At 39.6% G+C, this 12906-nt stretch carries 13 protein-coding genes; 8 read left to right on the top strand and 5 right to left on the bottom strand.

The window, feature by feature from the left end:
• Positions 1–423 precede the first annotated feature (423 nt).
• From H8700_RS02200 to ispE, 3 genes are all read right to left on the bottom strand, one after another.
• Entirely contained in the window at positions 424–1053 is a 630-nt protein-coding gene (locus tag H8700_RS02200) for a hypothetical protein (protein ID WP_249302734.1), read from the bottom strand.
• Positions 1038–1202, bottom strand: coding sequence for a hypothetical protein (locus tag H8700_RS02195; RefSeq protein WP_249302732.1), 165 nt, complete (start codon positions 1200–1202; stop codon positions 1038–1040). Before H8700_RS02195 ends, H8700_RS02200 begins: the two co-directional genes overlap by 16 nt.
• A gap of 188 nt (positions 1203–1390) precedes the next feature.
• Positions 1391–2287, bottom strand: a complete 897-nt coding sequence (gene ispE, locus H8700_RS02190; RefSeq protein ID WP_249302730.1) for a 4-(cytidine 5'-diphospho)-2-C-methyl-D-erythritol kinase — start codon at positions 2285–2287, stop codon at positions 1391–1393.
• 514 nt (positions 2288–2801) lie between these two features.
• Between ispE and H8700_RS02185 the strand changes: the two genes are divergently transcribed.
• From H8700_RS02185 to H8700_RS02175, 3 genes are all read left to right on the top strand, one after another.
• The gene (locus tag H8700_RS02185) at positions 2802–3935 is read left to right on the top strand and encodes a M15 family metallopeptidase (protein WP_249302728.1); all 1134 of its coding nucleotides are present in this window, start codon (positions 2802–2804) and stop codon (positions 3933–3935) included.
• Between the two features lie 69 nt (positions 3936–4004).
• Positions 4005–4736, top strand: a complete 732-nt coding sequence (locus H8700_RS02180) for a lysophospholipid acyltransferase family protein (RefSeq protein WP_249302726.1) — start codon at positions 4005–4007, stop codon at positions 4734–4736.
• A gap of 220 nt (positions 4737–4956) precedes the next feature.
• Positions 4957–5457, top strand: coding sequence for a hypothetical protein (locus H8700_RS02175; RefSeq protein ID WP_249302725.1), 501 nt, complete (start codon positions 4957–4959; stop codon positions 5455–5457).
• A gap of 190 nt (positions 5458–5647) precedes the next feature.
• On the opposite strand, the gene H8700_RS02170 is transcribed toward H8700_RS02175, so the two are convergent.
• Both H8700_RS02170 and spoIIR read right to left on the bottom strand, forming a co-directional pair.
• On the bottom strand, positions 5648–6085 hold the full coding sequence (locus H8700_RS02170; RefSeq protein ID WP_249302723.1) for a YwiB family protein: 438 nt from the start codon (positions 6083–6085) through the stop codon (positions 5648–5650).
• A 174-nt stretch (positions 6086–6259) separates the two neighbouring features.
• Positions 6260–7108: a stage II sporulation protein R gene (spoIIR, locus tag H8700_RS02165; RefSeq protein ID WP_249302722.1), complete on the bottom strand. Its 849-nt coding sequence runs from the start codon at positions 7106–7108 to the stop codon at positions 6260–6262.
• A gap of 293 nt (positions 7109–7401) precedes the next feature.
• Between spoIIR and H8700_RS02160 the strand changes: the two genes are divergently transcribed.
• The 5 genes from H8700_RS02160 (at position 7402) to H8700_RS02140 (ending at position 12892) form a co-directional block, all read left to right on the top strand.
• Positions 7402–9900 carry a transglycosylase domain-containing protein gene (locus H8700_RS02160; RefSeq protein WP_249302721.1) on the top strand — a complete coding sequence of 833 codons (2499 nt, stop codon included), beginning with the start codon at positions 7402–7404 and terminating at the stop codon, positions 9898–9900.
• 65 nt (positions 9901–9965) lie between these two features.
• Positions 9966–10919, top strand: coding sequence for a glycosyltransferase family 2 protein (locus H8700_RS02155; RefSeq protein ID WP_249302720.1), 954 nt, complete (start codon positions 9966–9968; stop codon positions 10917–10919).
• A gap of 53 nt (positions 10920–10972) precedes the next feature.
• Entirely contained in the window at positions 10973–11320 is a 348-nt protein-coding gene (locus H8700_RS02150; RefSeq protein ID WP_022142313.1) for an ArsR/SmtB family transcription factor, read from the top strand.
• 82 nt (positions 11321–11402) lie between these two features.
• Positions 11403–12116 (top strand): acyl-[acyl-carrier-protein] thioesterase, encoded by a 714-nt coding sequence (locus H8700_RS02145; protein ID WP_249302718.1) that lies wholly within the window; start codon positions 11403–11405, stop codon positions 12114–12116.
• A 29-nt stretch (positions 12117–12145) separates the two neighbouring features.
• Positions 12146–12892 carry a YdcF family protein gene (locus H8700_RS02140; protein WP_249302715.1) on the top strand — a complete coding sequence of 249 codons (747 nt, stop codon included), beginning with the start codon at positions 12146–12148 and terminating at the stop codon, positions 12890–12892.
• Positions 12893–12906: the final 14 nt, after the last annotated feature.

The following is a 12906-nucleotide window of genomic DNA, read 5'->3' as shown; positions in this document are numbered from 1 at the left end:
GACCGGCCTTGCCCCTATATCAGATGAGAGCGCCCATAATCAAAGCAAAAAAGAAAAAAATCTTAAAAATTCTTATCAGGTGAAACAGTGCTTTCACAATTAAAAGAAAGAAAAACACAATTTAATCTCTTAAGATATGACGCATTCTATTTTTGTTGTGAGGATGTTGTTACAGCGCAGGGATTTGTTTTGCAAATGGCTGTTATACTAAGTAATAAAGAAAATATATCAAGTAGGCGTTTTTTTTGCAAGCTGTTATGATATCGAAAAAGCCCGGATGCCTCATTCGATGAAGTACCCGAGCCTTTTTCGATGTTATCAGTCAATCAGCATTTGCTGATTCTTTTCATAAAGTAAAGATCAATGCTTTGTTTCTATAAACAAAATCATTTTCATCATCCTTAACAGGATTACAAATGGATCTTATGATAAATAATCAGCGTAATCTTTTGCGGTTGTTACGCCGTTTTTCCAGTCATCCATTTTCTTCATAGCTGCATCATATGTATCCTGGCAAAGCTGTGGAAGCTTCTCACCCCATGCAGCAGTAGCTTTTTTAAAGCCTTTTGTGATTGCATTTTTTAATTCATCTGCTTTGTCAGTGTCTCCACCGGCAAGAGCAATTGCCATGCTGACCAAACGATCAGAAGTTTTATTCACGCCCCAGTAGCCGTCCTCTGCGATATCAGCCTGTGCTTTTGCAATATCTTCAGGGCTTGCAAACTGTACAGCCTGACGGAATGTTGCAGCTAAGTTTGTGCTGTTTGCAAGATCAAAAGTACCTTTCTGTTTTCCGAGAAGTTTTTCTACTAAATTCTGCATAGAAGCAGCTCGGTTTTCCTGGTCTGCTTTTAATTGGGCAACGACAGCATCACGATTATAAATCTTGTTTGCACTGTCTTTTTTCTCAGTTGTTGTTTTCTCATATACTGCAGCAGTATCGGCAGCTTTTGTCGTATTAGATGTGTTATCGGTTTTTTTTGCAAAAGACTTTAAAGCTGACTTACTTGAGCCGGTTGCGTAGGTGCCGCTTGTGTTTACTGATAAATCCATTCGAAAGAACCTCCTTTTTCTACTAATGTACTCTCGATATTTTCTCCAAACGAACCCTTTCGGCTGGATTTTCGATATACTGCTTCCATTTTCTCATCGTACACACCGTGTACGCATTGCAAAAATGTCATTGTATAACAAAAATCCATCTCGAAATATTTCGTTTAGAAAATTCCGAGAGTACATACTATAGTTATCAAAATAGAATAACTATTTTCCAATCATCTTTTGATGTGTCACATAAGTTTTGCTCATCCATGAGTTATCTTTGTAATATATATCGGCACGGAAATAAAAAAGTTGATACTCAGACAGTGTAAATATGCGACAAATCCACTTAATTGAAAATTTTGTCCGTATCAGGTTTTTTGGTCTGGCAAAGGATTACATCGCAATCGGAATATTTTTCCAGGGCAGCTCTGTATGCAAAATTCGCAAGGATCTCATCCTGAAAAAGACCATATGTCGTTGGACCGCTTCCGCTCATCAATGCACCGATTGAACCATTTTGCAATAAAAATTCTTTGATCTGTGCAAGAACAGGATATTCAGGGATTGTAACAAGCTCAAGAACATTACATAGCTTTTGGGCAATTCCGACCGGATCTTTTCGTTTGATCGCATCAATGACTGCATTCGTATCGGGACGTGTTACAATGTTCTGTTTATCAATCTCACCATATACATAAGGAGTACTGACTGAGATATGCGGCTTGATCAGGAGCGCCCAAAGAGGTGGCAGATCCGGCAGTGGCGTTAGGATCTCTCCGATCCCTTCAGCAAGCATCGTTCCCTGCATAATGCAGAAAGGAACATCTGCACCGAGGGTTACGCCGACCTGGCAGAGTTCTTCCTTAGAAAGTCCGAGATCACAGATAGTATTGATGGCAGTCAGAGTGGCGGCACAGTCAGCACTTCCGCCTGCAAGTCCGGCAGCAGCCGGTATATTTTTCTGAAGTTTAATAGCAAAACCATTGCTCAAATGGTATTTTTCCTGCATTACCTTAGCTGCTTTATATACCAGATTTTTCTCGGGTGGGATTTTATCGGGAAGTTCTTTATTCATATGCAGGTGAATTTCGGGAGAACCTGTTATGCTGACAGTTAAGACATCATAGATATCAATTGTCTGCATGATCATTTCGAGACTGTGATATCCGTTTGGCAGTTTTTGCAATACATCTAATGTCAGATTGATTTTGGCAGGAGCCGGTATTTCCAATGTGTTTGGCATAAAAATCCTCTTGCATTTTCCGTATAAACTTTTAAATTTGTAAATTCATGCAAAATTTCGTTTCCATAAATAGGGAAATGCTTTCTTTCTTAATTTATATTTATTCTTTTGGATCAAGATGTCTGTATTCTGATTTTGAGACTCTTGTACCCCTTATATATTTTGATAGAGTATAGAAAAAAAGTCAATGGAATATCTTAAGTTTATAAAGAATTTGTAATCTTATGGCAAAAAGTACTATCTGGAATGGAAAAGCATGTAAACAGGGTTGCTCAAAGGTTTTTGAGTGTGTTATAATTAACAATACGTGTGTAGAATGAACAAGGTTGTACACAACAAAAGAGATATCTGCACGACCGGGTATAGGAAAAAGAAATTTAAGATACATTTTCAATAGATGAGCAGAATCAGAGAAAGAGGCTGGTATGAAAGATCTTTATGCGACAGAGTATTCACACAAAAGATCTGTGCTTATAGTATAAAGCGCACAGCTGAGAAAGGAACATAAGCTTTTATGAAAAGAAAAATTGCAATTCTTGGGGCATGTGTGATCGTGCTTGCGGGAGCTGTCGGTATAAAGATGAGCAGTCAGCCGGCAACAGATGCAGTTTCAAAGTCCCAAAGTAAAAAATATGAATATACTGATATCCAAAAGGATCAGAAGGAGGAAACTGACGTGGCAAAGGAAGAAGATACTGCCACATCGGAGAAAAAGAAAACAGAATACATTAAAGCGGATATCAATCCTGACAGTTATACAGTGTTAGTAAACAGGGAACATTTAATATCAAAGGATTATATTCCCGGAGACCTTGTGATACCGAATATCCCGTTTAGCTTCTATGGGCGCTATGAGAAGAGTTATATGAGAAAAAGAGCTGCAGGTGCATTAGAAGACTTGTTTGCCGGAGCAAAGAAGAAGGGCTATACCTTAAAAGGGGTATCTGCATACCGGTCATATGAACGACAAAAGCAGATTTATGATAATAATGTAAGAAGCCGCGGAACGACACAGACAGATAAAGTATCTGCCGTGCCGGGAAGTAGTGAGCATCAGACAGGATTATCGATCGATGTTTCAAGTGATTCCGTAGGATGTTCGATCGAAACATCTTTTGGAAGTACCAAAGAAGGAAAATGGCTGGAAAAGAATTGTTATAAATATGGTTTTATCATACGTTATCCGAAAGATAAGACAAAAATCACCGGATATTCGTATGAACCATGGCATATCCGGTATGTCGGAAAGAATTTAGCAAAGTATCTTTACAAGAATAATCTGACGCTGGAAGAATATTATAAGATTACTACAATAGACAATAAAGTGGCAGCAGATCCGGTGGAAGATACCGATACTAACGCTGCGGCAGATAAGAAAGCAGAGACGGCTCCAACGCCAAGACCGACGAAGAAGCCAACGGCGACACCGGTTCCGACACCGACAGCAACGCCCAAAAAAACGAAGAAACCAAAGAAGACACAAAAACCAAAGGCAACGAAAAAGCCGACACCAAAGCCGACTAAGAAAGCAGTTGCTACAAAAAAACCGATAGTGACTGCAAAGCCGACACAAACTCCGGTGAGACATACAGAAGCACCATCTCAGGAGCCGACACAGACACCGGCAGCAGAAGAGCCGGGAATGTAAAAGTTGCGGTTTCAAAAAGGTAAAAAATATAGCGAATACTAATTTTAATGCGATGCAAAGGAGGAAATTATGAGATCAATCATCGTAGCATTCTATTTGCTTTTATATGCGATTGTCAGTTTGCCATTATTTTTGATATTCTATATTATAGGTAAGTTCAGTCCGTCAAAGAAGGCGTATTTATCTCAGAAATTTGTAAACAATTTTGGATTTCGTCCGATTCTGTTTCTATCGGGAGTCCGTCTGACAGTCAAGGGACGGGAAAATATCTTGCAAGATCAGGCGGCATTGTATGTCTTTAACCATCGTGGATTTTATGACATTCTGGCAGGTTATACGACAGCACCATATCCAACTGCTTTTGTATCGAAGAAAGAGATTGGGAAAGTGCCTATGGTATCACGCTGGATGAAATATATGAATTGCCTTTTCCTTGACCGTTCGGATATCCGCCAGGGACTGCAGACAATTTTACAGGGTGTTGAGCTTTTGAAAAATGGTACATCTGTATATATTGCACCGGAAGGTACAAGAAATACCGGTGAGGAACTTCTGGAATTTCATGCTGCCAGCTTTAAACTGGCAGAAAAATCAAAATGCCCGATTGTACCTGTTGCATTAAATAATACTGATGAAGTGCTAGAAAAACATATGCCTTGGATACACAAAGCACATGTGATCATTGAATATTGCGAGCCGATCTATACAGAAGATCTGGATCGTACACAAAGAAAGCAGCTTGCGAATAATGTACGTGATATTTTGTCAGAAAAAGTAAAAGCAAACAAAAAGGAAATCTAAGCAGATCATAGATTTGTCAGAAAAGTATTTTCAGATATCACAAAATATGCTATTCTATTTATTATGAAATCATGAAGTTGTTTGTAAGTGGCACAATGATAGTGGAAAAGGTCTGCAGGCTATACCGGTCAGAATGTCAGTCAGACAGCTTTGCCAGAAATAGTGGACGTGCATGAAAGAAACTGGCAAAAAGGAAGTGTGATGCACGAAAGGAGAACAGATGAGTAATTATATGATGGTAGTGCCCGTGTTGGGAATTGCAACATGGACGATTGTAATGTTAGTAGTATTAGTAGTTTTGATCGCTGCATTAGTAGCATTGAGTATTTATGGCAAGAAGCTTCAGGAACGTCAGGAGCAGTCACAGCAGGAACTTGAGAATGCTTCACAGAATGTTTCTCTTCTGGTTATTGATAAAAAGAGGATGAAACTAAAAGAAGCCGGACTTCCACAATTGATCTTAGATCAGACACCGAAGTATATGCGTGGACGTAAGGTACCGATCGTAAAGGCGAAGATCGGACCAAAGATCATGTCCTTTATCTGTGATGAGAAGATTTTTGAGGTTATTCCCGTAAAGAAAGAAGTACGCGCCATGATCAGTGGAATTTATATCATGGGTGTAAAAGGATTGCATACGAATCTGGATGCAAGACAGACCAAGCTTAAATTTACAGATAAGATGCGTTTGAAGATGGATTCTCTAAAAGGAAAGAAATAATAGGATATCATGTCCTTTCGAAATTTTTGTTCGGAAGATTTCGAGAATACATGATAAAGATAAGCAGGAAAAAGCCTGCCGGTAAGATAAAGAAGGGTATCATTCTAAAAGTCAGATGAAAGTATTGACGATTGGAAGGATACCCTTTTTGGTTCTTTTGTTTTGCATGTATAGAGAATAATTTTATGCTTTATGATTCTGCATTGTGATCAATGGATATGATCATTTCATTTTTAGAAACTTTTGCATGATTCATATGTAAAGTATAAAGCAGGACGATGCGAATCCCCGATGCAGTTTCTTCGACCAGAAGATCGTGTGTATCGATCGCGGTTGCGAATGTACCAAATGGAGTTTGGTAGATTCCTTCATGGCGGCTGTCCTTTTCAAAGTGCATCTGGCTTGTTACATCTCCTTTTTTGGAAATATGTACCATGTTTTGATTAAAGCGAATGATATTTTTACTTGTCATCGGAGCTTCGCCATCAGCAGCAAAAGCTTCTTCATAAGAAATGACATGTTTGTTGGAGACTTTACGATACAGTCCTGTATAGGACGTTTCAATCTTTGCTTCTTTCTGTTCGGTTGGAGTAGAAACAATTGTAATCGTTACTTGTTCTGGATTCATTAAATGCTTCCTTTCCGAATATAATATATGCATTGCAAAAATGCCATTACCCTGAAGTATACGCTATTTAGACAGAGCATGCAAGCAGTTGACTGTGAGTAGATTCTGCACGTTCCCACATTATAGTGTTCTGATCAGCGAGATCATGTGTTGCAACAGCCTGGTTGTATCTGTTTATTGTACTTTGGAATGTATCCAGTCTGCTATGCCAAAGCGTACTTTGATCTGCTTTTGACCGGGAGACGGTGCAGGAGTTGTGGATGCATTAGAAGTTGTCTGTCTGTTTGCAGATAAAAGACTATTATAATCCTCTTCCGACAAAGCAGATTGTAATTTTTCTTTGGAATCCTGTGGCACAACGGCTGTTGTTTCATCTACAAAGCATAAGCTTGGGAAAAGAACGCACCACCAGTTATGTCCATCGGCTTTACCGATCTCAATGCATAGTGCATCATATGTGCCGGCAGGAAAGGTCAGATCTCCATATTGCTTAACCGGAAAATACCGTTTGCCGACAACAACTTTTACAGATGCATTACAATGTTTAGAAACCAGTGCTTTCTGCGCCGCAGTCTGTATCTGCGTCAAATGTTTTTTGGTTACTTTTTTTGCTTCCGATGCAGAATGGACTTCTTTCATATCATTCTGAAGCGAATGCAGGATCTGATCACGGACAAAAAGCTTTAAATTCTGATCTTTTGCACTGTCGCTGTTTGCAATAATGTGTAACCGCAATACTTTTTTTGCGATTGCTTTCTGATCGCCTGCAGGGTGTGTGTTAGCAAGTGCGACAGATGACAATGCACCCGCATTTGCTGCGTCCGTATGTGAGGCATCGGTCTTTGCAGCAGATAGGGTAACTGTACCTGCTGATGATGTCACAGGTGATGTTTCCGCGTCAGCGGATGCTATCGGTGTAGTGGACGCAAGTTCAAGAACAAGTCCCTGCATGCCAATCAACAAACATCCGAGTGCAAATATGTATGCAGCAAATAAAATAATCCATCTTTTCTTTATTATCATATCAAAACCTCATTTCCTATATTTATATCCTCTCGGTATCTTCTCAAAACGAATCCTTTCGTCTAAGTACAGTATTGCCCCAAAATCAGAACTTAAACCAAAATTTTTCTATGTATGGTAAATGGATGGGAGTATTTGCCTGTAGTCAAAAAAAATATTTCTAACATCTGTAAATTTCAGAAAAATCCTATTGTTTTGCAAATATCAGAAAATATGATATTATGATATGATGATAAGTGTGATTGTTTGCGGATAGAGGAGAGTTTGAGAAAGCCAGGTTATGGAGGTATAACATGAACAACGACAACAAGGATTTTGATCCGATGCTTAGTATTCCGAGTATGGAAGAACTGGATCGGCAGTGGAAAGAAAGAGAAGCTGCCCAGAATTACACAAAAACGACATCGAGAAAAAATACCACAAAAAGAACAGCTTCCGGTCATAACAATGCAAGAAATAACGCTCAGAGAAGAACCATGGCGGAAGCACCGAGACAGAGTAATAAAGCAAAAGCGAATAAAAAGCAGAGAAGAGCAAAAGAAAAGAAACCAAAGAAGTTTAAGAAATTCAGACTTTTTTTGAAAATCTTTCTGCTTATTTTTCTGATCGCCTGCCTGGGTGTATTGATGGTGTTCTATTTTAAATATGGTGATGATCTTTTAAAATGGAAAAAGGAAGCCAAGACAATAGTAGAACAGTCAACGAAAAAGACATTTCAGGCTTCGGAGACCAGTATGATCTACGCATCAAACAAAAAAATGATCGCAAAGCTGCGTGGTGATAAGGATGCAAGCTATATTAATTTTGAAGATATTCCGCAGGCAGCGATTGACTGTATGGTTGTAACAGAAGACAAGGATTTTTATGAGCATTCAGGGGTTTCACTGCTGTCAACAGGGAAAGCAGCCTTTTTGCTTGTGAAGAGCAAGATACAAAAGCAGCATATATCCCGTGGTGGTAGTACGATCACACAGCAGTTAGCAAAGAATGTGTTCCTGAGTAATGAACAGACATATGAGCGTAAAGTGCGTGAAATGTTCTTAGCGGTAGAGCTTGAAAAGAAATATACCAAAGACGAAATTATGGAATTTTATATGAATAATATCTGCTTTGGTAATGCCCACTTTGGTATTGAGGCGGCAAGTAAAGCGTACTTTAGTAAGTCAGCAAAAGATCTGGATCTTGCCGAGATCGCTTTCCTTTGTGCAATCCCGAACAGACCGACGTATTATGATCCGCTGGATCATTTTGATAATGCCAATAAGCGTAAAGAAAGGATCTTAAAGCAGCTTTTGGACGATGGTAAGATTACTGCGGCTGAGTACAGTGATGCGATGTATGAAGAGATTATCCTGAAACCGGCAGATGCAGTAAAATCACAGGATTATATGACAACCTATGCCATTACCTGTGCAACAAAAGCGCTTATGAAGTCGCAGGGCTTTGAGTTTAAGACAGAATTCAAGACCAATCAGGAGAAAGAAGAATATGGCAAAGAATATAAGACGGTTTATGAAGAGTGTCATAGCTCTCTGTATACCGGAGGTTATCGTATCTACACTTCTCTTAGCATGAGCAAACAAAGCAAATTGCAAAAGTCTGTTAATACAACACTCAAAGGCTTTAAGGATAAAACGAAAGACGGAACCTATAAGCTTCAGGGTGCAGCAACTTCGATCGACAATAAGACAGGCTTTGTCGTTGCGATCGTTGGTGGACGAAAGCAGAAGAACACAACCGGATATACGCTAAACAGAGCGTTCCAGAGTGCGAGACAGCCGGGTAGCTGCTTTAAACCTTTAGTTGTATATACGCCACAGTTAGAGAGAGGATATACACCAAGTACGATCGTGGATGACAGCAGATTTAAAGGCGGACCGAGAAACTCAGGTGGAACGTATCTTGGCAAGATCCCACTTCGTACAGCGGTAGAAAAGTCCAAGAACGTAGTTGCATGGAGACTGTTTAAGGAATTGACACCTAAAGTAGGGCTTTCTTATGTATTGAAAATGAACTTTGCTAATATTGTAGCAAACGATTATTATCTGTCTGCATCACTTGGTGGTCTGACCAATGGTGTCAGCACGGTAGAGATGGCATCTGCCTATGCAACGATTGAAAATAATGGTGTCTATCGCGATGCAACCTGTGTCACAAAGATTACGGATTCTTCCGGAAATGTTGTGATCGACAATAAGAAGAACAGAGAAAAGAAACAGGTATATGAAGAGACAGCAGCACGTATGATGACAGATATCCTGGAAGGTGTTCTGATCCGTGGTACGGCAAGCGGTCATCAGTTATCTAATATGGCATGTGCCGGTAAAACAGGTACAACGAATGATAAAAAAGACGGATGGTTCTGTGGATACACACCATATTACACAACGGTAGTATGGGTGGGCTATGATTCGCCAAAGACATTAGATGATCTGTATGGATCAACCTATCCTTTGACAATCTGGCAGGATTATATGGAAAAGATCCATGAAAACCTTGAATATGAAGATTTCCCATCTTATAAAGGAGAATCATCGATCAATCATAAATCTACAGACAGTTCGGCAAACAGTTATGATACACCTTCTGAGACATTAGATCCGGAAGCAGTTGATAATACAGCAGAACCGGACAAAACAACAAAGCCTGCGGCAACAAAAGCACCAACGAAGACACAGGAACCTGCACAGACAACTGCACCAACGCAGGAACCCGCACAGACACAGGCACCGGCAGAGGATATACCGAATACCGATCAAAATACAGAAGATATACCGGAAGGTGCAGAGTAAAAGGAAACGGCATTGCATGTGCAGCTTTTATATAGTCTATGATGCAGAAGAAGGCAGGAGGAAAGATGACAAGCTTTAGTTTATGTATGATCGTCAAAAACGAAGAAAAGGTATTGGAACGGTGTCTAAAAAGTCTGGCACCGTATATGGATGAAATTATCATAGCCGATACCGGGTCGAGCGATACAACAAAAAAGATTGCTCAAAAATATGCAGACAAGGTCTACGATTTTGAATGGACAGGAAACTTCAGCGATGCAAGAAACTTTGTCGCATCAAAAGCAACAAAAGAGTATATCTATACTGCTGATGCAGATGAATATCTTGATGCAGACAATCAAAAAAAGCTTGCACAGTTAAAGCAGATCCTTTTGCCGGAGATTGAAATGGTGCAAATGTTATATTGTACAAAAGCAGAGTTTAATACCGTTTATAATTTTGAAAAAGAATATCGTCCGAAATTATACCGCCGTTTACGGGCATTTCAATGGATCGATCCAATCCATGAAACATTGCGGATCGATCCGATCGTATATGACAGTCAGATAGAGATCATTCATGAACCGCAATCGGATCATTCCAAAAGAGATTTTGATGCATTGCTTCAGGCAGGATTAAAAGAAAGATTGTCTAAAAAACTGCATCACATGTATGCAATGGAGTTGTATCATTCCGGACAGGATGAAGATTTCGTAAAAGCGATCCCGGTCTTTGAACAGACATTGCAGCAGGATAGCAGAGAAATGGATACGATCAAAGAAGCAATCTGCGTGTTAGTACGTGCATACCGCATCAAGGGAGACATTCCAAAGTTTTTTGGATATGCTCTCAAAGATACGGCAACCGTATCCAGTGCAGAAGTATGTTGTGAACTTGGAAGATACTATGAAAGCACCGGTGAGTTGCAGGAGGCATTGATCTGGTATCAGAATGCATCGACAGAGACAGAAAGTATACTAGACATTGCAACTTCACAAACAATCCCGCAGGAAGCATTAAAAAGACTGGGAGCATACTAATGCCAATCACAGAATAGCAACGCCGGAAATACGCCGGGAAATGAGGGATATAGATGGAAAAAGAGAATGGTTATATGACAGTGGATGATGATACAGTCAATAGTATTGAAGAAAAAATGCCAATCGAAAGTGAGCTGTACGAGTTAGCAGATCTTTTTAAGGTGTTTGGAGATTCAACCAGAATCAAAATTCTATATGTATTATATGAAAATGAAATGTGTGTCTTTGATATTGCAAAGATCTTAAATATGACACAAAGCGCTATTTCTCATCAGCTTCGTGTATTAAAGCAGAATCGCCTTGTTAAATACCGCAAAGAAGGAAAGACCGTATTATATACACTTGCAGATGAACATGTATTTACGATATTGAGTCAGGGAATTGAACATGTAGAAGAGTAAAGGCTGAAAGAAAATAAATGCTGATTTAGAGCATATTTTTGATGCAATTGGAGGATGTAGAAGAATAAAGTCAGGAGGAACTATGTATACATTTGACAGCAGAGTACGATATAGCGAAGTAGGAGAAGATGCACGCATTACGGTAAATGCGATCATTGATTATATGCAGGATTGTACGAATTTTCAATCTGAGGATCTGGGTGTCGGATTGGAATATCATAAGAAGAAACAATTGATGTGGGTATTGAACTCATGGCAGATCGTCATTGAAAAATATCCTGCCATGGGCGAAGAGATCACAGTAGGCACACAGGCATATGGTTTTGAAAAAATGTTTGGATATCGTAATTTCCTGATTACGGACAGTTCGGGAGAGTGCGTTGCGAAAGCAAATTCTATCTGGGTTTTGATGGATTTAAAAAAGAACCGTCCGATGATCGTAACACCGGAGATCGGAGATGTTTATGGCGTTCATGATCCATTGGAAATGGATTATGCACCAAGAAAGATCAAACTCCCGGAGAGTGGAGAGAAGAAAGATGGCTTTTTGGTAAAAGAATATCATCTTGATACAAACCATCATGTCAACAACCGTCAGTATGTTCAGATGGCAACCGAATATCTTCCTCATATGGAAAGTGAGATCAAAGAACTCAGGGCGGAATATCGTAAGCAGGCCGTTTTGGGAGATAAGATCATTCCGGTTGTGTATACCGTTAATTCAAAAGAAATTGTAGTAGCATTGGATGGAGAAGATCAAAAGCCTTTTGCGGTTGTACAATTCTTTTTACGCTAAGGGTTCAACAGTATGAAAAGAGGATGAATATGAGTATTGTGTGGTGGGCAGCAGGAAGCATCAGTTTACTTTATTTTATCGGGTATGTGGTCTGGGTAGGAGCCAATAACTCTTTTACGTTTTTCTGGCTGCTGCTTGGCATCCTTTTCGTTGTGCTCGGCTTTGTGCATCAATGGATGAAAAACAAAAACCTGAATTGGTATCCGCATGCTGCACATATCTTTTACGGCGTACTGCTTTGTGTGTTGTCATTCTTTCTTGTAACACTTGGTGTTGTCATAAAAGACGGAGTAAAAAAAGCAGATCGGAATGCAGATTATCTGATCGTTCTGGGTGCACATGTTTATGGAGAGCGTATGAGCTCGAATTTAAAATATCGGATTGAACTTGCAAAAGAATATTTGGAAGAAAATCCTGAGACAAAAGTGATCGTGTCAGGCGGACAGGGGCATGGTGAAAAGATCAGTGAAGCAGAAGCCATGTATCGTTATCTGATTAAAAATGGAATTGCAAAAGAACGGATACAAAAGGAAGAAGCTTCTGTGAACACGGAAGAAAATATAAAAAACAGTATCAAAACAGGCGCTCTTGAAAAGAAAACAGTAGTCATTGTCAGCAATGACTTTCATGTACATCGTGCGGTTGGGATTGCTAAAAAACTGGGGCTTACCGGTGTGCAGGGACTTGGCTCGAAAACACATCCGTATACATCTGTAAATTGTTATACCAGAGAAGTTTTTGCTGTGATAAAATATAAAGTATGCGGGCAGATTTAGAAATATCGTCACAA

The sequence above is a fragment of the Jutongia hominis genome (assembly GCF_014384965.1).
Taxonomy (GTDB): domain Bacteria; phylum Bacillota; class Clostridia; order Lachnospirales; family Lachnospiraceae; genus Butyribacter; species Butyribacter hominis.
The sequence above is the reverse complement of the archived record's forward strand: the minus strand, read 5'-3'. Positions and strand labels throughout refer to the sequence as shown.

Coding starts and splice junctions, on each gene's coding strand:
- H8700_RS02195 (WP_249302732.1), bottom strand. CDS start 1,202: ATGGATTTTTGTTATACAATGACATTTTTGCAATGCGTACACGGTGTG.
- H8700_RS02170 (WP_249302723.1), bottom strand. CDS start 6,085: ATGAATCCAGAACAAGTAACGATTACAATTGTTTCTACTCCAACCGAA.
- spoIIR (WP_249302722.1), bottom strand. CDS start 7,108: ATGATAATAAAGAAAAGATGGATTATTTTATTTGCTGCATACATATTT.
- H8700_RS02185 (WP_249302728.1), top strand. CDS start 2,802: ATGAAAAGAAAAATTGCAATTCTTGGGGCATGTGTGATCGTGCTTGCG.
- ispE (WP_249302730.1), bottom strand. CDS start 2,287: ATGCCAAACACATTGGAAATACCGGCTCCTGCCAAAATCAATCTGACA.
- H8700_RS02145 (WP_249302718.1), top strand. CDS start 11,403: ATGTATACATTTGACAGCAGAGTACGATATAGCGAAGTAGGAGAAGAT.
- H8700_RS02155 (WP_249302720.1), top strand. CDS start 9,966: ATGACAAGCTTTAGTTTATGTATGATCGTCAAAAACGAAGAAAAGGTA.
- H8700_RS02140 (WP_249302715.1), top strand. CDS start 12,146: ATGAGTATTGTGTGGTGGGCAGCAGGAAGCATCAGTTTACTTTATTTT.
- H8700_RS02175 (WP_249302725.1), top strand. CDS start 4,957: ATGAGTAATTATATGATGGTAGTGCCCGTGTTGGGAATTGCAACATGG.
- H8700_RS02160 (WP_249302721.1), top strand. CDS start 7,402: ATGAACAACGACAACAAGGATTTTGATCCGATGCTTAGTATTCCGAGT.
- H8700_RS02180 (WP_249302726.1), top strand. CDS start 4,005: ATGAGATCAATCATCGTAGCATTCTATTTGCTTTTATATGCGATTGTC.
- H8700_RS02150 (WP_022142313.1), top strand. CDS start 10,973: ATGGAAAAAGAGAATGGTTATATGACAGTGGATGATGATACAGTCAAT.
- H8700_RS02200 (WP_249302734.1), bottom strand. CDS start 1,053: ATGGATTTATCAGTAAACACAAGCGGCACCTACGCAACCGGCTCAAGT.